Origin of the sequence: Proteus sp. CA142267, assembly GCF_003336825.1 — a bacterium.
GTDB classification, from domain to species: Bacteria; Pseudomonadota; Gammaproteobacteria; order Enterobacterales; family Enterobacteriaceae; genus Proteus; species Proteus terrae.
Map to the genome: position 1 here is coordinate 97,337 of NZ_QPMG01000012.1, position 17,986 is coordinate 115,322.

Sequence of the window (17,986 nt, forward strand, 5' to 3'; positions counted from 1 at the left end):
ATGGCAGGGTTTAGGTTGTTAATATATCTGGTTAATATTTTACACTTCGTACATCTAGCAACATTTCATTTGCTTCATTACATCTATCTTTTTGCTCTTCTGGTATCTTATCCCCAGACTCACGCATTAAATCACAAACCATGCTAATTCTCCCCTGATCAAAAGCATGTCCCATTGATGCGATGATAAGGCCTTCACATGATTCTTTATCTTTATGATTAACACAAGCTGCTTTTGCAACATCTGATATTTTTATATTTTCTTTAGCAATAGAGTTAGCACTAAATAAAATAGCCAAGGAAGAAATAACTCCAATAGATGTAACTAATAGTTTCCTCACAACACCATCCTCGTTAGTTAATTTGTTATTAGTTTAGCTACTTATAGTGCAAATTAAAGCAAACAAAAAAGCCTCATTGAGAGGCTTCGGAATATTTTACTTACTAGAAATAAAACCCAAAATAACGAACGCCCATTCATTACCTATCAAAAGTTTTTCCGTTGGTTGATTTTAAGTATGCGTATTCGCTATACGGTAATCTAATAATGATGTCGTCTTTATCAATTGAGTTTCCTAACATTCTCATTCTGCACAACAGACTTACTCCCCCAGTTTTCTGTATGCATAAACTATCTGGACTCTCAAAAAACCTCATATCACCCTTTTTCCAAATAACAACTGTTACACCATCTGGTATCGCACCTATTGGCTGTACTGTAAATATGGTTAATTTATTATAAGCAAAAATAGATAAGGAAATAGCTAGAATGGCAAGTATTACTAGTAACTTTTTCATTACAAACTTTCTTCCTTTTTATTATAACTTCCAGTTACAAGCGGATGATATTTCTTTTGCTATCGTATCTATATTTTCCAGATCAAATTCAGCTATTACTTGAGTTTTGCCATACGGGCTATATCCAGAAATTAAACTCTTTTTACCCACTAAACTTTTAATTAATGATACAGGTTTAGGTACAAATAATGATGTACCACCTTCTCCAATCCCCCATGACTGAGTTAAGGGTTTTTCTTTATCTATTCGCAGAGTCACCTTGGAATTATAACCGCTACCAATATAGTCCCTCATTGATAAATAAGCCTCAGTCTTATCATTTTGGCAACGTAACACAAGTGATACATCTTTATCTTTTGCAGAAAGAATTGCGTAATAATCTATTTTGTCTGTTAATTTATTTTCTTCCTTACTGACCAACCAATCACCAACCTTTTGATGGTCAGTAGCAAAAACAGAACTAGAAAGTGATAATATAGAAATAAGTAAGATTTTTTTCATTATAAATATTCCTTGCGAGTAATAAATTAATCTTATGTTATGTATTATCTTTACATTACTAAAGGTAAATTTACTTTTTATATCTAGTTCCGTGATCCGTATCCCTAGTTGTCACTAGTAGCGTCAATATCATCCTAGAAAATATAAAAACAAAAAGCCTCAATTAAGAGGCATGGTGAAATTTGGGCAATAAAAAAACATTTATGAGAGCTTATTGAGATAAATTAACTCTGCCTAGTTGGTATCGAAAAATAAAATAATATATTTTGTTTTTCTGTTAACATATTAAAATATTACCTACTTCCCGAGATTTTTAATGAAAAAATTTTTATTTCTTTTACTGTTTCCTATGCCACTTACTGCTCAAGTTTATCTTTGGGATGGAAATTCTGTGCACGAATATAACCAAGCAAGAGAGCGACTAATGAATGACGCTATACTAGATGTAACCGATATTGCTAAATCAGGCATGTACTCAGGCTATATAGCAGGAACGCTTGATTTGGGTTCAGGTATTCTTTTCTGCCCTCCACGCAATGTTACGCTAAACCAAGCTATGGACGTTGCGGCTAAACACCTAAAGAATTCACCTGAGGTTCGTGACAAGCAAGCAAGTCATCTGGTAGTAGATTCTTTTATTAATGCATGGCCCTGCCAAAAAAAATAAGTTAATCGGATGAAAATCAGCCATGCTTGAGCAATAAAAAACCCACCGGAGTGGGTTGATTTGGATTATTATCCGTTACACTCGATAGAATAAAGGATGTATTACAAAAGTTTTATTATAATCTGTAATATCCAAAATGGGCTTATCAAAGCTAGAGTATACCGTGAGTGTTTTTGTTTTTTCTATTCCTATTATTCCGATAGTAAACCACACATTAACTAACAATTTAATATCTGTTGCTATCTTTTCATCAACCGAGTTATTTATAGATGAGTTTTCCATAACATATATCAATATTTCATCTTTATTCAATTCTTCTATTTTAAATTTTTTAATATTGATTAATGATATTGCATCTATATATTTCAAAACATTTGGGTATTGACTCATCCATTCTTTATTGAGTGCCATTTTTCTAGATGTATAATATCTCTCTTCAGCCTCAATAACCATATCCTCATTCAATGAAGTTCTTCCATCACCTTGCATTAAACAGAAATTTACAAAATCTATGGCATCTCTTGGCCTTAACATTGTTCTATCTAAAATATAATCAGAGGCACTTTCATTTTTAACTGAAAAATTAAAAATATCAGAAAATTTAACTTCTTTTTTAGAGGCATATTTATGCTTAACCAAATAATCTATTCTTTTATCTAATATTTCAGATAACTCAAACCTACTCCATTCTATAGGAATTATTAAAGATCTATCTTTTTCTTCTTGTCTTAAATTTGTATTATAAATTCCCATTAGTATATCTGTTCTTATTGAAATCAGTATTTTAACAGATCTTAAGTCTATTAATTCTTTAAATGCATCCAATAATGCGTTTATAAAATCATATCTTATAGTACTGTTACTCAGCCAAGATTTGTCTAAATCATCTATACTAATTATTATTCTACTTTGTGTTTCATCAGGGCTTTCTTCTGTAACAAACTTTATTAACTCTTTTTGTTTTTTTAATAAATTAGCACTAACATATCTAGCCGTTTCTCTTTGAATTTTCGCAACCTGCTCATCACTAACTTTAAGTGATGCACCGAAAATAGTATCTTTATTACCTATACTTAAACCAACTTCATCTTGAAATTTTTCAGTTATTTCGGCAACAATTTTATCATTGAAGAAATTATCTTTATAATGCTCTAGATATTCCTTAGCTAAATCTAAATTATACTTTCTTTTTTTTGAATTACCTAAGGATTGAATTTTTTCAAGAAATGTTTGCTCATTTGAATAAACAATTTCTATCACTTTTACAAGCAATACGTGTATCCATAAAGATTTATAAAAAACTCTTAAATCAACATTTGAATCAGCCAGTTTTGAAATAAATACATTATTATTTATATGTTCAAAAACAGTAGATTCAGCCTCTATCGTTGTTGATTTTTTTATTGAGCTGTCATTCGATAACATTTTCAATATTGCTGTTTTACCTGAGCCAGTGCGACCTACAATTATTCTCTTTACAAAATCAATGTCTTTATTATCAAATTTCTTTAACGTGTCATATACTGATGATTCTAAAAAACATTCTGATAAAAAATGGTCTGTTTCAGCATCTAAACTACCAATTTGATCATTACTTTTGAATTTATATAAGTCCATGCCTGTCTCTGTGCCAATATAATTACCATCTCCATTGCATAGTAACATAATATTCTCCTAGCCTCGTGGAGCTGTTTCACATATTTAATGAGGTACCCTGCAAATACATCTGTTTATAAAAACAGTATGCCTCACCAATAAAACAACTCAAATCCACCGTTCGGCTATCTTCGGACAAGGTTGGGATTGGTGCTTTCAGAAAACAACACAGGGCACTGGTGCCCTTGTTTTAGTAGTAGCAACCTCCTTCCTTTGTACGGATATTTGACTTAATTAAATTCCTGTCTAATATTTGTTCTGCTCAATAACGAGCATTACAAGGAGTTTTTATTATGAGTAAAAAGCCAGGTGAAAATACAGGAAAGGATGGTGGTATTTATCGTGAAGTAGGTCCTCGAGGTGGGCAGCGTGATAATTACGCCACCGTGAGAGATAACGAAAGGTTGCCACCAACAACTGAAAAAGGTAATTCCTGGGTTCTTGATAAAAGAACACCTGATAGTAAGCGTTAGTTGAATTAAGCCGACATAGGTCGGCTTTTTTGTTCTCTAGAACAGAAATCAATCATCCTGCTAATTAAATGACAAAATGTTTCATTTGCTGATCCTGTTTCAACGCCCACACCGACGCGATGACAAATGTCGAACGCCATATGCGCACATTCGTGAGCTAGAGTAGATGATTTACCGTTAAACACACCAATAATATGGAGCACACACTGAGCGTTAGTAACTGTACGACTTGCCCCGTTAACAAAACTATCCCCACCATCAATTCCTAGTTTTTCATGTAGAGAGCGCCAATCATCCCAAGAGCCACAATAGATAATATATCCAGATTCAAATAAAGGTACCTTCATATATCGATACTGCCTTAGGATTTTATGCATATTCCTACCTTTACTATAAAACATCTCAAACCTAATAATTGGCTACTTTCTCTTTCTACTCACCAATCTACGCTTACCACTGATCAGCTCATCATTGCGCTTATCATCTTGCTTCATGATGTTGTCGTATTCTTCTCTCGTGAAGCCTTTCTCATCGGGATATTTAGCTTTGAGCATCATCTGAAATTCAGTCATGGTTAATTGTTCGGCTTCATCTCTATTCATGCCAAAATGAGCACGAGCTGAACTGATGTAATCAATTGCCATAAACTCATCTGAGAATTCGCTTTTGCCTTCGTTACGTTGCAGTTTGCGGATCTTTGCTTTACCAATAATTCCATGAGTGAATAATTCTCTGGCAATGACGATAATGTCAGCGATTGGCATCTTGCCGTTTTTATAGACGATACCGCGCTTACCTGATTTCCATTCACCAATAATTTCAGAGCAATCATTATCACAGCACGCCTGCATTACTATCATTGCAGTTTGCAAAATATTGCGCCCGTATGTTGGCTTGCTAATCGCTTTTATTAACCAATCGGGGATAACACTGTAACTCATTACGGCGCGTGTAATTAACTCTTGCACCTCTGTGCCATTTAATTGACCGTATGCGTTCACAATCTGTTTAGGCTCACCAATTCTTGTCATATTGATGAACGATGGTCTAAATAAGTAATCCTTTTTATCAGTAGAGATAACCATCTCACCGATGTCTAAAATAGGCGTCATAACCCCTCCTGAATATTATCAAGGGCACTTGAAAGCACCCTTTGTAATATTAAGCAGTGGTAACAGTAACCACGCATTTGACTGTTTTACTACCATCTTCGGATTTGACAGTAACGTTTACGGTACCTTCGGCAATACCACGTACAGTAACCACATTCGCAAGTTGGGTAACTGTTGCAAAGTTTGTCTTATCGCTCACAGCGGTGTAGTTTTTGTTAGTTGCATCGGTTGGTGTAAATTTGACAGTAAATGTCTTAGTTTCACCCACTTTTACAGACAGAGTAGCTGGTTCGACTGCGACACACTCAACAACGATTTCTTCTTGTAGCCATTCAACCGTTTCTGCATCAGCAACTTTCAGTTCACCTGAATAAGTGGAGATTTCTTTTGTTGGAAATTCCATAGACCATGATGTAAATAACATATAGCCCTGAACAACATCAGAGCCATCACCTTTCATATCAAGTTGAACCCAATAATCTGGCTGGCGACCAGCTTTGATTTCATCAAGGATTTCTTTTGCAATATCGAAAGCAGAAGTAGAGCCAGTTACGCCAGCTTTCTTCAATTCACCATCAAAACTAATGGTGAAATCAGCGCCAGTAACGATTGATTCCGTTAATCCTTTGATATCATCAGCATTAGACGTTACCGTCTCCATACCGAAATCGAATGATTTGCTTGTTAACGCACCTAAGCGTAAAAACTGATCTTGTGCTGGCACTTGGTCAGGGCATCCTTTTGCGATACGTATAATTCCTGCATTGCCCATCACCAGACCTTTTTTGTCAGGACATTGTGACATGTTATAACCTCTTTATTTGCAAATAAAAAAGGCCGCATAAGCGACCTATTGAGATGTATTTAATTTAAGATGTACAACGGAAAGAAAGTGGGATGATAAACCTACCTTCTGTTGTTTGAATTGGATTAACAAAACCAGATGTATTGATAATGAAACCAATGTTATGGCTTCTAGAATGACACCTTACATACTCTAGTATTTCGTTAGCTCGCTGAACAATAAACTCAATCCACGCCTTACCAGATATGAGTGAAATGGTAAAAAAATCATCACCACTTAGATCATCAATACGTCCAGTTCCATTTTGTTGCTGAAATACGATGTATGAGTCCGAATCATTACCTTCTTTTTCATTCCAAATATAATCCTGCTTAATGAGACCATCTGATAAACCTGATTCAGAAAAATAGTTTTTCAGTCGCTCAAAGGTCGTCATATTTTAAACTCCTCAGCAACAGCCTTATCAATCATTTGTTTCGTTTCCTCAAATCCTTTCAGGAGGAATTCTTTCTTAGCGGTAGGTCTACGGAAACTTTGATTAACATTAGGATCATGAACGAAAACAGCATACGAAGCAGAATAACCAACGCGACCAGTAAATAGTGTGCCTTTTACTTTTACATCTCTAAATTGTGAATTAATGAGTGTTTTAGTGTCAATGGGTGTGTATATAGCAGCTTGCCTACCACCAATATCTAGCGCTCTATGCATGGCTCGAGCTATCTTTTTTGATGCTATACTTCCAACCAGAGAGTTTAAGTTAGATATCGCATTACCTATTCCTTTTACTTTTGCCCCCATAGTTATACCGCCGTCGTTAATGTGTAATCATCTAGACCACCATTAATATCTCGGTCTCTATCGATAGACTTAATCCTACTAGCACCATGCAAAAATGGATCTCTATCTTCATGTTTGCCAATGGCGATATAGTCTTCTTGAGTTGCTTCGCTATACTCAGTCCAAATAACATTCTTAATGATTATTTCAGTGCCAATGGTTTTTCTACCATCTTTAAAACTACTTCCGTAATCACATCGGATATGAATTGGCTCTGAAAATATGGGTTTACCGTAACCATCTTTACCTGTAATTTTCCAAATGGTTGCCCACCCCTTGCAAAATCGTCGCAGGATTTTCCCCATATCACCCCCGAACCACATCAAACTGAACAATGCCAACAGGTCGTTCAATAGGTAAGCTATCGGTACATCCAGAGGGGTCCAGAGAAGACAGCGTTTTTAACAATGTTTTTCTACCATCAGCAAAATACTGATATGAAACAGAAGCGCCAGAAGGTGCGTGCTCTGAGGATATTTTTCTAACATCAGCAGATGATAATATGAGGATAACCGAATACAGCTTAATTAAAGTAACAACTGCATCTGAATATCCTGCGTTATCAAGGCAAGTATCAATAGTATCCACAATAGATATGGCAGAGCTTATAACAAGGCTTGTTGCCTCAAACCCCATCACCTCTAATTGCTCATTAACTTGCTCAACCGTAATCACAATAGACATGATCACTCCTCATGGATAAATAAGGGGCTACTGCCCCCTCGCATTACCCTCCAACACTAGTATTCTTGCCAAATGAAACCATAACGCCAGCGGTATCTTTAATATCAGTAGCAATCTGCTTCCAATTAGCTACCGTTTCAATCTGTGCGTTAGTGGGTGATTTGATACTATCTTTACTCCACTGATAACCACGCAGACCAATAGTAAAGTCATACTCACCTTGCATTAGTGCCTTAATATTTTCTTGACCTAACACATCCTGAGCCTTCATGATCAATGGCGATGTTTGAATCGCTGCGGCGCCAGTAACCAAACCTAACGAATGCTGTTTGTCTGCATCTGACAAAGCGGGAATATCAGAGATAACAAAACGACGACCAAGGTTATCTTGTTTAATGGCGACGTTACCAATTTGGAACAGGTTATTCGCGTTGGTTAGTGTCTCATCCATAAAGTCGTTGAACGTTGCACCATCCATTAACCAAGCGACAATGCGTGAATAAGCATCGCCGAATGGACGTGTGGCCTTATTCAAACCTCTTAATGATGGCGTTTCTCCGCCAACAGTAACTGCCGTTGTATTACCAGAAATAGCTGCTTTCAATGCTGCACCAGCAGTATTAAGGTAATCTTGCAACATGGCTTCTGCTGATTGAGCAGCAACTACCGCGGCCGCTTCTGACACATCTTTACCTAGTCGCTTCATCATCGTTGGGGTAACAGATACAGGACCAATACGACCATCAACCTTAATCATACGGTCAAGGATTTGACCCAATTCTTGCGGCGTTAGATTGCCTGAGCCATAAGCGTTACGTCGCTGAGCCAGCCCGCCAAGTAACTGCCATGATGTTTGCTCAATGTAGTCACCGATATGATCACCATCACCTATGACTAAAGCGCCGCCAGATGCTTCGTTAAACTGACGGACAGCTTGAGCAACTAATTCTGTTGCTGCTAGCGATACTTGTTTTTGAAAAATATGTAAAGACATATAAATTAATCCTCTGGGATATTAGCAATGATTTCACGTGCGCTATCAACTAATGGATTTGCGCTTTTGGGTTTATCACTGCCTCCGGCTGGTGATTTCCCTTTGCCGCCTTCCCCTCCGGTTCCGGTGGCTTTGCTACCGATAATTACCGGAGCAAATAACTGGTTATTACGAAATTCTTTTTCTAAATCATCAATAGTGAATGCTGAAGGATGCCCATTAGCGTCAACTACTCGCGTTTTACCGTCCTCTACTGATAATCGAGATTTAATGTGCGGGATAATTAACGGTGCAGCATCACCAGCAAGCTTTGTAGCCAACGTTTGTGCGACGTTATCAACCAATAGTGTGTGTAGGCTCGCGTCTTTTTCCTGTAGCTGTGCTAATAGCTCACTTTCACGCGCCTTTAACTTTTCAGCCCAACTTTTTTCTAGTGATTCAATATCACCATTTTTACGAGCCTGCTCTTCAGCCGCTTTCTTCGCTGCATCTTCGGCTTGTCGGCGCTTTTCTTGCTCTGCTTTTTTCTCAGAAAGTAATTCATCAACCTTCTTTTGAAGCCCTGACACATCTGGAATTTCTGGCATACCTTCGATTTGAAGTTGGTAATTTCCACCGACTTCTTTATACAAAACCTTTTTATCATCAGTTAATGCATCAAATTCTTCTTTTGTTAATAGGTATTTAAACATCGTAAAACCTCTGGTTTAGATGGTGCAGTCTCTAACTGCGAATAATAAAAAACCCACCGAAGTGGGTCATTTGAGGTCGATACCTGCTTTATTAAAAGCTTCAGGTATGATCCGTTGAAGTTCCTTAAGCGTTATTGGCTTAAAGTATTTATCGAGCTGTAACTTTGCGAATTTATCAGGCGGTAATCCACCATCACGAAACAACTGTGCCCTAGTCTTACCTAATACAATGTCCTGCCTGTTCGCTGGTTGGCGATAAAGCCACTCGTAATAAGACTCTTCACCCCATTCAGAATTACCGACATAATCTGTTGTAATTAAGTTTATGTATTTCTCATCTAAAACTGGAAGTAATCGACTACGGCAATTAGGATGAAGAGGAGGTTTGGGACCTTCTCCTAATGGATAGCGATTACCGGATAATGATCTACATACTGATGATGTTTTATTGTCCAGTATTGCGCTGAACTCTTCATACTTAATCAGATCAGGATTCTCTTTGTAAAAATCCATTGCCCCTATACTGTGCGCATGCTGTAAAGAGGTTCTGGATATCATCTGAAAGCCCCTAGCAATCCTACCGACTACCGACGATGCGATGATTAGAGGTTCAACTGACGTCCCGTTAATCGTTGATTGCAGATCAGACACATCACCACCAGATGATAGTGATATCAGTGCCTGATTTTCTACCTGTTGAATGGATGTATCAGCCCAAGATTCAATAAACTTTTCTAGGAATAACGAACCACTCCATCCCGTCAGGTTCATGGGGATGTTTTGTACATCTTTACGCACTTTCTCATAATTGGCAGGTTTAATACCTTCTAGAAGTGAGTTAAAACCTCGATATTCGGCATCTGCCATAACAATGGCAACACTGATGGCTTCATCAAGCAATTTTCCAGAATGACTAGAGAGAACTGGCTTTAGTGATTTTTTTAATGCAAGCGCGATTGATTTTGCTTTACTTATAGAGGAAATATCACCTGAGAAGGTAGACAGCGCAGATGCCACAGTGGCACGAATATCCAACACTAAATCACGAGTATCTGCTGTTGATGACTTCAACCTTTCCAGCATGACCTGTATCATTAATGCGTTGTCAAGGATGATGCTCGGTTGCATAGTCACACTCCCAACATATTTGCCCCTCTCGTTAATTCCAGTTCATCAACAACATCCTCAGCCCTCTCGTCTTGAGAAATGATATTGATACTTTGCAAGTACTTAACAAAATCAATCAATCGCATAGATCCTGATTGCAACGCAGCCAATAACGCTGTAATCGTTGGTGAATCTAGCTTAGCTATATCATAAACTTTATTCAGTTGTATTGACGCTTCGCCACCACCCGCAAACTGGATACAAAAATCAAGTGCTCGGTTAAATGCTTGCTCAACATTACCCGCACACAATGACAGCACTGAATTATCTGTTTGTGCCTCATCCTGTGCCTGTGTAGCAGTTCTTGCTGACGTTCCTCGTTCAACTAACTTAGCGCCTAGCATTGCCATTTGCTTCTCTCTACGTTCAGCTAGAGTGATTTGAATATTTCTATCTTCGGGCTGTGCAAACTTCATGTCACCACCTTGTGGTAGCAATACCCCTTTACGGGAGCCAACAGTAAATCCATCAGACATATGTTTCTCAACCCAGTCATCTGTAAGACCTGTTAATGCAACCATTGGTTGACCGACAGTATGTGCCGATTCTGCTATATCAGCCTCAGCCTGATAATGTTTGATATTCACGTATGCTATATCAGCAAGAGGTGGAGAATCAGGAGTGTGATCATTATTCATTGAGCCAATCCATGACCATGGCAACTCATTTAATGGACTGCCAATCGCATCACTCAATACAACCCAATCTGTAACCTTTATGTCTCCATCTTCATACCAACGACGAGAATGAGCGACATCATTAATAAGCCTTAATTCAATCCAGTTATTCTGCATTTGCAGTTCAAAATCATCTGTATCTACTGGCTCTTGATATTTGAGGACAACGAGGGATGTTTTCCCATTCGTTACACGCCAGTTGATGATTTCTTTTGCTGTGAACAATCGAACATAAGGGCGTCCCTTATTAGCTTCTGACTGAATCCCTGCTCCGCTAAAATCACTTAATAGACCAGCTCGACCACGCTGTAAGTTTTGCGATAACGCATCCCTTATCATTTGGGTTAGTGGCTGGCCTTGACCGTCTATGTCAGTTTCTAAATACTCGACACTACCGCTAACACTAATCTTTACTGGCTTACTGAAAGCAATACCAAGTAAACCACTAAGTGTCCTACCCGTGGCATTCAGAAAGGATGCTCTAGCTAAATAGCGCTTATAACGCTCATTACCCTTATCATCTTCATCTTTGTTATCTGCCGGATGAGGGAGGTATTTCTCTTTCTTGCTTTTAACAACTCGTTCGCCATCAACACAATCGCCAATCATGTCCCATTCAGGCAAAAACTCATTGTAAGCTGGATGCTTATAATCAACGTTTGTATTCATGTTAGTTCCAGTTAAATTCTATTTTCTTAGTCAACCGTTTAGTATTTCTTCGACTCACTGCAAAATATCTAAATCCATCAGCATCATGAGATGTGTAATCATGAAGCGGTTTATCTTTCCAACATCCACGTTTGTCATCCCACTCTTTGCGATACCCCTCAAGATGAGCGATGCCTACACTGCATTTATGTTCATCAAAAACACAGTGGGGGAGAATTTCACGCACAGCCTCAATGCCTTCATCAATGGAAAGTTTCGGCACTACGTCAAATCGAATTGAGTAAATTTGTCCGTCGATTTCGTACCCTTCACGCGCTAATTCACGCCGAGATTTCGCATCAGAACCAAACTCACGGTTATCGATATCATGAGGGCCATTGTGACTTGCATATGTGTAGCCTTTGTCTTTCAGCACTTTCATGTAGTGTCGCAGGCCTTCACCACTATTTGAGTAATGATCTATGACATGGAATTCCGCACCAACCTCACGAATAAACCAAATTGACGTTGAGTCACCCACGCCGATATCCCAGTACGTATGAACCGGTAGATGAGAGTTATCAGGAAGTGTACCAATGCGTTTATTTTCGTACAGGAAGCGGAATTGCTTGGCGTAGTAAGCACCTTCAACAGATTGCTGAAATGCTTCAGACGGTATTGACGGATATTCCCGCTTCATATCGTCGCCAAGTGTTTTCTCTTTGGCGTAATACCATGCTTTCTGGCGCTCGTTTAATTGAACGCCGTGCTTACTTGATATCTCATCGAAGTAATCAACTAACCGCTGTGGTAATTGATCAACAGGGTCAATCGCATACTCTGGATTCTTCCACCATGAGAAGAAAAAGAATTTCCAGTCTAGGTTAGAAAGAGTCTTGCCCTGAATTTGTGCTTTCTCAGCAGACTGGCAGTAATCATAAAAATAACCTGCTCTACCTTCCGCTGTACTTTCAATTGTCGTGAAACAATCGCTTGATACCGCCTCAAATGCACCAGTGACAATTTCACGAGCCTTCTCTGGATACTTAGCACATATCTTACCGAACTCAGAAACGTGCAAATAACGGAGTGTACCACCACGAAATGATGTACTGATATAAAGTGACCCGCCTTTGCTAAACACCAACTCACCAGACGCATCATTACTCGCTGGATTTGCCGCTTTAATTTCATCAGGTAGTTTTTCGTAAGCGTATTTTATCTTTTCCCTGAATAGTCGCTTAGCATCGTTTAGCGTGTGGGCTATCAATGCACATTTGGCTGCCTCAAATAGAGCCGCGTCTAGTTGGATAATGCAGACTTCAGTAGTAAAGCCAAGCTGACGAGCCTTGAGGATAATGTTTCGCGTGTGCATCCCTTCAAAATATTCAAGTTGCTCGGGCGTCATTTTAAATCGAACTGGCTTGCCTTCTTTATTGGTTATCCAGTAGAGATGGTTCAATCGCCAGAGCTTATCTCTTAATAATGCAAGATGTTCTGGCTTCATGATTATTCCTTAGATAAGTCATCCATTAAATCTGATAGTTGGCTAGCTGTCTTATTCGGCTGAACGTCATCGAGGCCATATGCCTGACGCTCAAGTCCAATTAAGTTCTTAAGTGTTTCACTAAGTGCTTTTGCTGATTTAACACGCTCAGGCAGGGAGATAATTGAGTGATAAATTTCATTGAGTTTGTCGCGACCATTATCATCAGGACTAAACATCAGGTCGCCCAACTTATTCAGGGCAGGCACATCTGTGCACTTTGCACTCAGTTCGTCAAACAAGACGTTAGCCAGTTCACGCGCCCGGCGTATATCACCTCTATGCTCCATACGAACATTAGCAATAACCTCAGCCGTAGCCTCAATAAGTACGCGCTCAGATAATGTTGTTTCTGTGCGTACCTGCTTGCGTACTTCTTCTTTGCGTACCAAATCATCAGCACGAGATTTTATCTTTGCGTTAAGATCTCTCGACCAATCATCTTTCTTAGCTCTCTTGCGTATAGCCCCTTCAGATATGCCATGCTGTGAAGCTATTTCTCGGAGTGACATCACGCCAGCTCGGTAAGCCGACTCGATGGCCTCCCAATCTGGTCTTTTAGCCATATTCATATCCTCAATAACAAATTAAAAAACTCACCATAGTGAGCTTTGTGATTTGCAATAAAAAACCCGCCGGAGCGGGCTATTGTTAGATAGCAACTCCTCGTCGCCTTAACTCATCAATGATTGCATCAATAGCATCATGGATTACGTCAGTATTGTAGTAAATTGACAAGCCTGATTGATAAATGGTTTCCAGTAACTTGAAGTTATGCTTAAGATTGTTGATCAGCTGATCGGTTGTTTTAGACATTAGAATTCTCCTGTGTCTTTTATAGAGCTTAATTGCTCACCTTTATTTATCCTCACAGGCCTGAAGAATGCCCAAAACACGCTATTTTTGGTCTAATTTATTTTGTATTCTATTTTTGCGCTACCGATTATCCTATTGGTCACATGAGGCTCTTTAGTGGTCATTATGCCTTTGTATGTTGAGCCATCTTTCTTAGTTGCTATTACGTGATATTTTTCAGTCATAGTTAGCTCTTCTTGTGATAGTCTTGTCGTAAGACGATATTGCATTGACATAGAGGGATCATGAGACAGTATCTTTTTGCTTTACTTATACCGTTCACTGTGTGCGCTAATGCAACAGATGAAACCCTGATATTTGAAATGGAGTGCTCTTGGATTAATTACTCCCAAGACGGCACCACCAAAAAAAGTGAGGATAGCCAGATATTTTCTGTTTATAAATCAAATGCAACACAAATCCTCAAGATAGCGCCAGCTAAAAAGAGTAGTCATATGCCATCTCCGACCTATGCTATGAAGGTAAAAGGAGCATACTCATCTCAATTCGGAGTACCTTATTACAAAGAATTCTATTGGATGAGCCACGATACAAGGCTTACATTACTTCGTGGAAATGACACAAAAGTAATAATTGAATCCATATCATCCCCAGGGATGCCTGTGATGGAAGCCACCTGCACCAAGCCTATATATACAGACGACAAAAAGTAACCATTCGCAACCATCATCACGTGTCACTACGTTACTTTGGTCACTTCTAGTCTATTCCTAGCAGTCAAGATAGGGATCGACCTCCTTAATGGATAAACGATTTATCTAACCTTGTCGGGGTTATTCTTTTGGAATGCTTTTATCCAATTCTTCACGGAATTTAACTGGATTCTCTGAACCTTCTACTGCCATGATATTTCTCCATTAAAAAGCCCCGCTATTGCGAGGCGATTGTTTTCTAAAAACTTACGTTGATTATTAACAGATTGGCTTACTGAATATTGGTAATCTATTGTTTTCACACATACTAGTGAAAGCCCTGTGGGAGCCCAAACTCACAGGGTTATTTTTATCTTGCGTTTTTATTTGGGTAAGAAATAAGTTAATCAGAATTATCAATCTGGTATATATACTTACTTAAGCTATACTAACTAAAATCAACCTCGCTATACTCTTACTGATTGGTGTTTAGTTAGTTTGCCCATGCACCCATGCTGGGCTTTTTTTAGTTCACACACTCCACTCTAATGTAATCCTGCAACCCTTTAATCATCTGTTCTGACTCTGCAATTCGCTCTCTGAGTAACCAATAATTTCTGATAGCGGTGTCAGTAGGTCGGGCGGTGGTTGCATAAGCCAAGCGGGTGGCGGGAGTGGTTTTGTTTTTTGGGCACTCGGCTTTGATATACACCCGCTCAGGATGATGCTCACTAATATCACGCAAGCGACTAATTTCATTCTTGGCATTCGCTAACTCCTGTATATATTGAATATCCAACTGATTTAATCGCATTATGCGTGCTTGATAATCAGTATTAATAGACCTCTGTTCTTCGAGAGCAATCGTTAGTTCTTTGTTTGTTTCTACTAATAGATTAATTCTGTTAGCTTGCCAGTTAATCACCCAATAACTACCCACAATGATGCCTACCATCGCAATGACGGCATAGAGTTTCCCGTATTTCATGATTAGTACCGATGATGTGAGAGAGCTATCTGACAGCGCTTTTCTAAACTAACTTGGTCTTTAGTACATGAGTTATCAATCAAGAGATAAATGCCACCAGCGACTGTAATGAGTAATGCAAGGATAAAGCTGATAATGATGATTAAAGGTTTCCATGACATAGTGCTGACTCCGCTTCTCGACGACTGACAAGCCCTCGCCAAACCTTTCCACCCGCATATACCCAACGTTTTATTTCTTCACAGGCACCCGCTCTATCATCCGCATTTAATTTCTTGAGTAATGTTGAGCGAGCAAATGCTGTCATTCCTACATTAAAAGCAAAGGAATATAAAGCGGCTTTGGTGTAGTCATCGAGTGGTACTTTGATTAATGCATCGACTTTCTGTTGTGTCTTAATAAAATCGTTTTGTAATAACGCATCACATTCTTGTTGTGTATATGTCTTACCTTGAATAATGTCTTTGCCTGTATGCCCATAACAAACCGTCAAAACGCCTGCCACATCACGATAAGGTTCATAACGCACACCTTCAAAATGGGCTATCACTACTAATGCGATTGCTGTGGCTCCTGCTGTTGTTAGCGCCGCTATTTTCTGTTTGAGAGACATTAAATATCCTTTGGTGCTTTCACCATTAATTCAGCAAGTCTTTTTAACGTTTCGGTCGGGTTTTGTGGGTCAACATGACGAACAAGCTCTTCAAATAATTGAGTACGTTTTCGCTGTTCTCTTCGAGTCATAAAATAAGTGGCTAAACCTAGAACCATGCTGAACGCCATCCCGATAACAAATCCCCATTCATATAAAGAGAGACTGGCAAAAAAGGCCGTTAGGCCTGCTGTTCCATAGGTTACATTGGTTAATTTATCCATACACATATACACCCCTACGGAGTGCCCATTAATGATTAATATAAAGAGAAATTATTAAGAGATTTTCGAGATGATTTATAAAAATATAGTAATTCTTATTTATTACTGTACATATTTATAAATTTATTCATAAAATAATAAATAATATTTATGAAACGGAGTAATCAAGTGCGATATATTATTTTATTTCTTATTTCTTTATTTTTTATAATTACTTTCATTATAATAACTAATAATGATAAAAATCAGTCAGTTAAACAAACAACTCAAATCGAGAACGATATAAATAAAAAATCAGAAAAGTGCACATTTTATTCACCAATAAAAACAAAACGACTAGCCTGGATAACACTAACTCATAAATCCCCATGCTCTTAGGTGTAAATAATCATTACCAGTGTTATTATAATGGATAATATGAATAGGCATTTTCAAATTATAATTAAATACCATCAAATTAGATAGTATTTAAATTCAGCTATATACCTTTTGTTAAAATATTATGATCCTGTTACTATCAAATCCATATGATGTTGCAAAATGAATATATTCATTCAACAAATTTGATGGCATGGTCGGTGTACGTGATAATATCCATAAATAATCTTTATCTGGTCCTACAACCAAAGAATATTGATAATTCTTATCCAATTTGATGATATTATATCCACCATAGAATGGACCAAAAAATGATACTTTTAATGCACCTTTATTAGATAAATCAACAAAATAAGCCTTACCGATACTTTCTTTCCAGCGATGTTTATTTTGACTCCAACCTCGATTAATAACCTTAACACCACCATCATCTCGTAATGAATAATTTGCGGTAACTTTCGTTAAGCCTTTTTCAAAACGATTATCTATTCTAGCGACCTCATACCACTGCCCAAGATAACGTGATAGATCAAAATTATTAACAGGCTTAATGTCACTCGGAGGAATAACATTGCATCCAGTAAGAATAAATGAACTTAAAAAAGTGACAAAAGAACGTATCATATTTTCCTCCTATCAATAAGTTTATTATAATCCATAACGTAATCTTAAGGATTGAGGATAAGGATGAAAATATCTCTGTTTACTCAAATAATTATCAGGATGCTCTGATAGATAATGATTAATTAATGTTAAAGGTGCTAATAAAGGCTGTATTCCTTGACGGTATTCTAAAATCAATTGACTTAATGCTTGTCGCTGATTTGATGTTAAATAGCGCTTAAAATACCCCTGCACATGCATAAGAACATTGGTATGATTACGTCGTGTTGCTTGGTGCTGTAATAATGTCATAAATCTATTTCGATATTCATCAAAAAAAGCTTCCAATGAATGCCATTCTTTATTATTAGCAA

At 38.0% G+C, this 17,986-nt stretch carries 27 protein-coding genes; 3 read left to right on the forward strand and 24 right to left on the reverse strand.

What is annotated here, in order from left to right:
- Positions 1–31: 31 nt before the first annotated feature.
- From C0T34_RS16495 to C0T34_RS16505, 3 genes are all read right to left on the reverse strand, one after another.
- Complete coding sequence (locus C0T34_RS16495; protein WP_109850495.1) at positions 32–340, reverse strand: hypothetical protein; 309 nt, start codon at positions 338–340, stop codon at positions 32–34.
- A gap of 139 nt (positions 341–479) precedes the next feature.
- Positions 480–797, reverse strand: coding sequence for a hypothetical protein (locus C0T34_RS16500; protein ID WP_109850496.1), 318 nt, complete (start codon positions 795–797; stop codon positions 480–482).
- A gap of 21 nt (positions 798–818) precedes the next feature.
- Positions 819–1,298, reverse strand: coding sequence for a type VI secretion system-associated protein TagO (locus C0T34_RS16505; RefSeq protein ID WP_109850497.1), 480 nt, complete (start codon positions 1,296–1,298; stop codon positions 819–821).
- A gap of 391 nt (positions 1,299–1,689) precedes the next feature.
- Between C0T34_RS16505 and C0T34_RS16510 the strand changes: the two genes are divergently transcribed.
- Positions 1,690–1,965, forward strand: a complete 276-nt coding sequence (locus C0T34_RS16510; protein WP_162556842.1) for a Rap1a/Tai family immunity protein — start codon at positions 1,690–1,692, stop codon at positions 1,963–1,965.
- Positions 1,966–2,040: 75 nt separating this feature from the next.
- Here C0T34_RS16510 and C0T34_RS16515 read toward each other — a convergent pair whose 3' ends face one another.
- The gene (locus tag C0T34_RS16515) at positions 2,041–3,630 is read right to left on the reverse strand and encodes a DNA repair protein (RefSeq protein ID WP_233063841.1); all 1,590 of its coding nucleotides are present in this window, start codon (positions 3,628–3,630) and stop codon (positions 2,041–2,043) included.
- 284 nt (positions 3,631–3,914) lie between these two features.
- Between C0T34_RS16515 and C0T34_RS16520 the strand changes: the two genes are divergently transcribed.
- The gene (locus tag C0T34_RS16520; protein ID WP_109372780.1) at positions 3,915–4,094 is read left to right on the forward strand and encodes a hypothetical protein; all 180 of its coding nucleotides are present in this window, start codon (positions 3,915–3,917) and stop codon (positions 4,092–4,094) included.
- Positions 4,095–4,099: 5 nt separating this feature from the next.
- Here the strand turns inward: C0T34_RS16520 and C0T34_RS16525 are convergent, their stop codons facing one another.
- The 14 genes from C0T34_RS16525 to C0T34_RS18250 all read right to left on the reverse strand — a co-directional run bounded on the left by C0T34_RS16525 (position 4,100) and on the right by C0T34_RS18250 (position 14,075).
- Entirely contained in the window at positions 4,100–4,441 is a 342-nt protein-coding gene (locus C0T34_RS16525; RefSeq protein ID WP_239450339.1) for a hypothetical protein, read from the reverse strand.
- Positions 4,442–4,513: 72 nt separating this feature from the next.
- Positions 4,514–5,206, reverse strand: a complete 693-nt coding sequence (locus C0T34_RS16530) for a DUF6246 family protein (protein ID WP_109850500.1) — start codon at positions 5,204–5,206, stop codon at positions 4,514–4,516.
- Positions 5,207–5,255: 49 nt separating this feature from the next.
- Positions 5,256–6,011 (reverse strand): Ig-like domain-containing protein, encoded by a 756-nt coding sequence (locus C0T34_RS16535; RefSeq protein ID WP_109850501.1) that lies wholly within the window; start codon positions 6,009–6,011, stop codon positions 5,256–5,258.
- 64 nt (positions 6,012–6,075) lie between these two features.
- Positions 6,076–6,447, reverse strand: a complete 372-nt coding sequence (locus C0T34_RS16540; protein ID WP_109372776.1) for a hypothetical protein — start codon at positions 6,445–6,447, stop codon at positions 6,076–6,078.
- Positions 6,444–6,812: a hypothetical protein gene (locus C0T34_RS16545; protein ID WP_098943653.1), complete on the reverse strand. Its 369-nt coding sequence runs from the start codon at positions 6,810–6,812 to the stop codon at positions 6,444–6,446. The genes C0T34_RS16540 and C0T34_RS16545 overlap by 4 nt, the downstream gene beginning before the upstream one ends.
- A gap of 2 nt (positions 6,813–6,814) precedes the next feature.
- Entirely contained in the window at positions 6,815–7,174 is a 360-nt protein-coding gene (locus C0T34_RS16550) for a hypothetical protein (protein WP_231039772.1), read from the reverse strand.
- Positions 7,158–7,535 carry a hypothetical protein gene (locus tag C0T34_RS16555; protein WP_098943655.1) on the reverse strand — a complete coding sequence of 126 codons (378 nt, stop codon included), beginning with the start codon at positions 7,533–7,535 and terminating at the stop codon, positions 7,158–7,160. The genes C0T34_RS16550 and C0T34_RS16555 overlap by 17 nt, the downstream gene beginning before the upstream one ends.
- 43 nt (positions 7,536–7,578) lie before the next feature.
- Complete coding sequence (locus C0T34_RS16560) at positions 7,579–8,529, reverse strand: major capsid protein (protein WP_109850502.1); 951 nt, start codon at positions 8,527–8,529, stop codon at positions 7,579–7,581.
- A 5-nt stretch (positions 8,530–8,534) separates the two neighbouring features.
- Positions 8,535–9,221, reverse strand: coding sequence for a hypothetical protein (locus tag C0T34_RS16565; protein ID WP_089503223.1), 687 nt, complete (start codon positions 9,219–9,221; stop codon positions 8,535–8,537).
- A gap of 66 nt (positions 9,222–9,287) precedes the next feature.
- Positions 9,288–10,349 (reverse strand): phage minor head protein, encoded by a 1,062-nt coding sequence (locus C0T34_RS16570; RefSeq protein ID WP_109850503.1) that lies wholly within the window; start codon positions 10,347–10,349, stop codon positions 9,288–9,290.
- Positions 10,350–10,351: 2 nt separating this feature from the next.
- The gene (locus C0T34_RS16575; protein ID WP_109850504.1) at positions 10,352–11,734 is read right to left on the reverse strand and encodes a DUF4055 domain-containing protein; all 1,383 of its coding nucleotides are present in this window, start codon (positions 11,732–11,734) and stop codon (positions 10,352–10,354) included.
- 1 nt (position 11,735) lies between these two features.
- Positions 11,736–13,220: a terminase gene (locus tag C0T34_RS16580; RefSeq protein ID WP_109850505.1), complete on the reverse strand. Its 1,485-nt coding sequence runs from the start codon at positions 13,218–13,220 to the stop codon at positions 11,736–11,738.
- Between the two features lie 2 nt (positions 13,221–13,222).
- Positions 13,223–13,825 carry a hypothetical protein gene (locus C0T34_RS16585; RefSeq protein ID WP_204100989.1) on the reverse strand — a complete coding sequence of 201 codons (603 nt, stop codon included), beginning with the start codon at positions 13,823–13,825 and terminating at the stop codon, positions 13,223–13,225.
- 85 nt (positions 13,826–13,910) lie between these two features.
- Positions 13,911–14,075, reverse strand: coding sequence for a hypothetical protein (locus C0T34_RS18250; protein WP_164530411.1), 165 nt, complete (start codon positions 14,073–14,075; stop codon positions 13,911–13,913).
- A gap of 284 nt (positions 14,076–14,359) precedes the next feature.
- Between C0T34_RS18250 and C0T34_RS16590 the strand changes: the two genes are divergently transcribed.
- On the forward strand, positions 14,360–14,788 hold the full coding sequence (locus tag C0T34_RS16590) for a hypothetical protein (protein ID WP_036976683.1): 429 nt from the start codon (positions 14,360–14,362) through the stop codon (positions 14,786–14,788).
- A 505-nt stretch (positions 14,789–15,293) separates the two neighbouring features.
- On the opposite strand, the gene C0T34_RS16595 is transcribed toward C0T34_RS16590, so the two are convergent.
- The 6 genes from C0T34_RS16595 to C0T34_RS16620 form a co-directional block, all read right to left on the reverse strand.
- Positions 15,294–15,755 (reverse strand): lysis protein, encoded by a 462-nt coding sequence (locus tag C0T34_RS16595; protein ID WP_109850507.1) that lies wholly within the window; start codon positions 15,753–15,755, stop codon positions 15,294–15,296.
- 2 nt (positions 15,756–15,757) lie between these two features.
- Positions 15,758–15,916, reverse strand: coding sequence for a hypothetical protein (locus C0T34_RS18255; protein WP_004244729.1), 159 nt, complete (start codon positions 15,914–15,916; stop codon positions 15,758–15,760).
- The gene (locus tag C0T34_RS16600) at positions 15,898–16,368 is read right to left on the reverse strand and encodes a lysozyme (RefSeq protein ID WP_109850508.1); all 471 of its coding nucleotides are present in this window, start codon (positions 16,366–16,368) and stop codon (positions 15,898–15,900) included. The genes C0T34_RS18255 and C0T34_RS16600 overlap by 19 nt, the downstream gene beginning before the upstream one ends.
- Positions 16,368–16,637 carry a hypothetical protein gene (locus tag C0T34_RS16605; RefSeq protein WP_098943665.1) on the reverse strand — a complete coding sequence of 90 codons (270 nt, stop codon included), beginning with the start codon at positions 16,635–16,637 and terminating at the stop codon, positions 16,368–16,370. The genes C0T34_RS16600 and C0T34_RS16605 overlap by 1 nt, the downstream gene beginning before the upstream one ends.
- 486 nt (positions 16,638–17,123) lie before the next feature.
- On the reverse strand, positions 17,124–17,633 hold the full coding sequence (locus C0T34_RS16615; RefSeq protein WP_109850509.1) for a lipocalin family protein: 510 nt from the start codon (positions 17,631–17,633) through the stop codon (positions 17,124–17,126).
- Between the two features lie 24 nt (positions 17,634–17,657).
- The coding region (locus C0T34_RS16620) for a DUF1722 domain-containing protein (RefSeq protein ID WP_114399071.1) at positions 17,658–17,986 on the reverse strand (329 nt) is incomplete at its 5' end.

What these genes read in the sequence shown, in the direction of transcription:
- C0T34_RS16515 (WP_233063841.1), bottom strand. Translation starts at nt 3,630, where the DNA reads ATGTTACTATGCAATGGAGATGGTAATTATATTGGCACAGAGACAGGC.
- C0T34_RS16605 (WP_098943665.1), bottom strand. Translation starts at nt 16,637, where the DNA reads ATGTGTATGGATAAATTAACCAATGTAACCTATGGAACAGCAGGCCTA.
- C0T34_RS18250 (WP_164530411.1), bottom strand. Translation starts at nt 14,075, where the DNA reads ATGTCTAAAACAACCGATCAGCTGATCAACAATCTTAAGCATAACTTC.
- C0T34_RS16550 (WP_231039772.1), bottom strand. Translation starts at nt 7,174, where the DNA reads ATGTGGTTCGGGGGTGATATGGGGAAAATCCTGCGACGATTTTGCAAG.
- C0T34_RS16555 (WP_098943655.1), bottom strand. Translation starts at nt 7,535, where the DNA reads ATGTCTATTGTGATTACGGTTGAGCAAGTTAATGAGCAATTAGAGGTG.
- C0T34_RS16575 (WP_109850504.1), bottom strand. Translation starts at nt 11,734, where the DNA reads ATGAATACAAACGTTGATTATAAGCATCCAGCTTACAATGAGTTTTTG.
- C0T34_RS16545 (WP_098943653.1), bottom strand. Translation starts at nt 6,812, where the DNA reads ATGGGGGCAAAAGTAAAAGGAATAGGTAATGCGATATCTAACTTAAAC.
- C0T34_RS16590 (WP_036976683.1), top strand. Translation starts at nt 14,360, where the DNA reads ATGAGACAGTATCTTTTTGCTTTACTTATACCGTTCACTGTGTGCGCT.
- C0T34_RS18255 (WP_004244729.1), bottom strand. Translation starts at nt 15,916, where the DNA reads ATGTCATGGAAACCTTTAATCATCATTATCAGCTTTATCCTTGCATTA.
- C0T34_RS16615 (WP_109850509.1), bottom strand. Translation starts at nt 17,633, where the DNA reads ATGATACGTTCTTTTGTCACTTTTTTAAGTTCATTTATTCTTACTGGA.
- C0T34_RS16580 (WP_109850505.1), bottom strand. Translation starts at nt 13,220, where the DNA reads ATGAAGCCAGAACATCTTGCATTATTAAGAGATAAGCTCTGGCGATTG.
- C0T34_RS16600 (WP_109850508.1), bottom strand. Translation starts at nt 16,368, where the DNA reads ATGTCTCTCAAACAGAAAATAGCGGCGCTAACAACAGCAGGAGCCACA.
- C0T34_RS16530 (WP_109850500.1), bottom strand. Translation starts at nt 5,206, where the DNA reads ATGACGCCTATTTTAGACATCGGTGAGATGGTTATCTCTACTGATAAA.
- C0T34_RS16565 (WP_089503223.1), bottom strand. Translation starts at nt 9,221, where the DNA reads ATGTTTAAATACCTATTAACAAAAGAAGAATTTGATGCATTAACTGAT.
- C0T34_RS16535 (WP_109850501.1), bottom strand. Translation starts at nt 6,011, where the DNA reads ATGTCACAATGTCCTGACAAAAAAGGTCTGGTGATGGGCAATGCAGGA.
- C0T34_RS16585 (WP_204100989.1), bottom strand. Translation starts at nt 13,825, where the DNA reads ATGGCTAAAAGACCAGATTGGGAGGCCATCGAGTCGGCTTACCGAGCT.
- C0T34_RS16560 (WP_109850502.1), bottom strand. Translation starts at nt 8,529, where the DNA reads ATGTCTTTACATATTTTTCAAAAACAAGTATCGCTAGCAGCAACAGAA.
- C0T34_RS16500 (WP_109850496.1), bottom strand. Translation starts at nt 797, where the DNA reads ATGAAAAAGTTACTAGTAATACTTGCCATTCTAGCTATTTCCTTATCT.
- C0T34_RS16540 (WP_109372776.1), bottom strand. Translation starts at nt 6,447, where the DNA reads ATGACGACCTTTGAGCGACTGAAAAACTATTTTTCTGAATCAGGTTTA.
- C0T34_RS16505 (WP_109850497.1), bottom strand. Translation starts at nt 1,298, where the DNA reads ATGAAAAAAATCTTACTTATTTCTATATTATCACTTTCTAGTTCTGTT.
- C0T34_RS16595 (WP_109850507.1), bottom strand. Translation starts at nt 15,755, where the DNA reads ATGAAATACGGGAAACTCTATGCCGTCATTGCGATGGTAGGCATCATT.
- C0T34_RS16525 (WP_239450339.1), bottom strand. Translation starts at nt 4,441, where the DNA reads ATGAAGGTACCTTTATTTGAATCTGGATATATTATCTATTGTGGCTCT.
- C0T34_RS16520 (WP_109372780.1), top strand. Translation starts at nt 3,915, where the DNA reads ATGAGTAAAAAGCCAGGTGAAAATACAGGAAAGGATGGTGGTATTTAT.
- C0T34_RS16570 (WP_109850503.1), bottom strand. Translation starts at nt 10,349, where the DNA reads ATGCAACCGAGCATCATCCTTGACAACGCATTAATGATACAGGTCATG.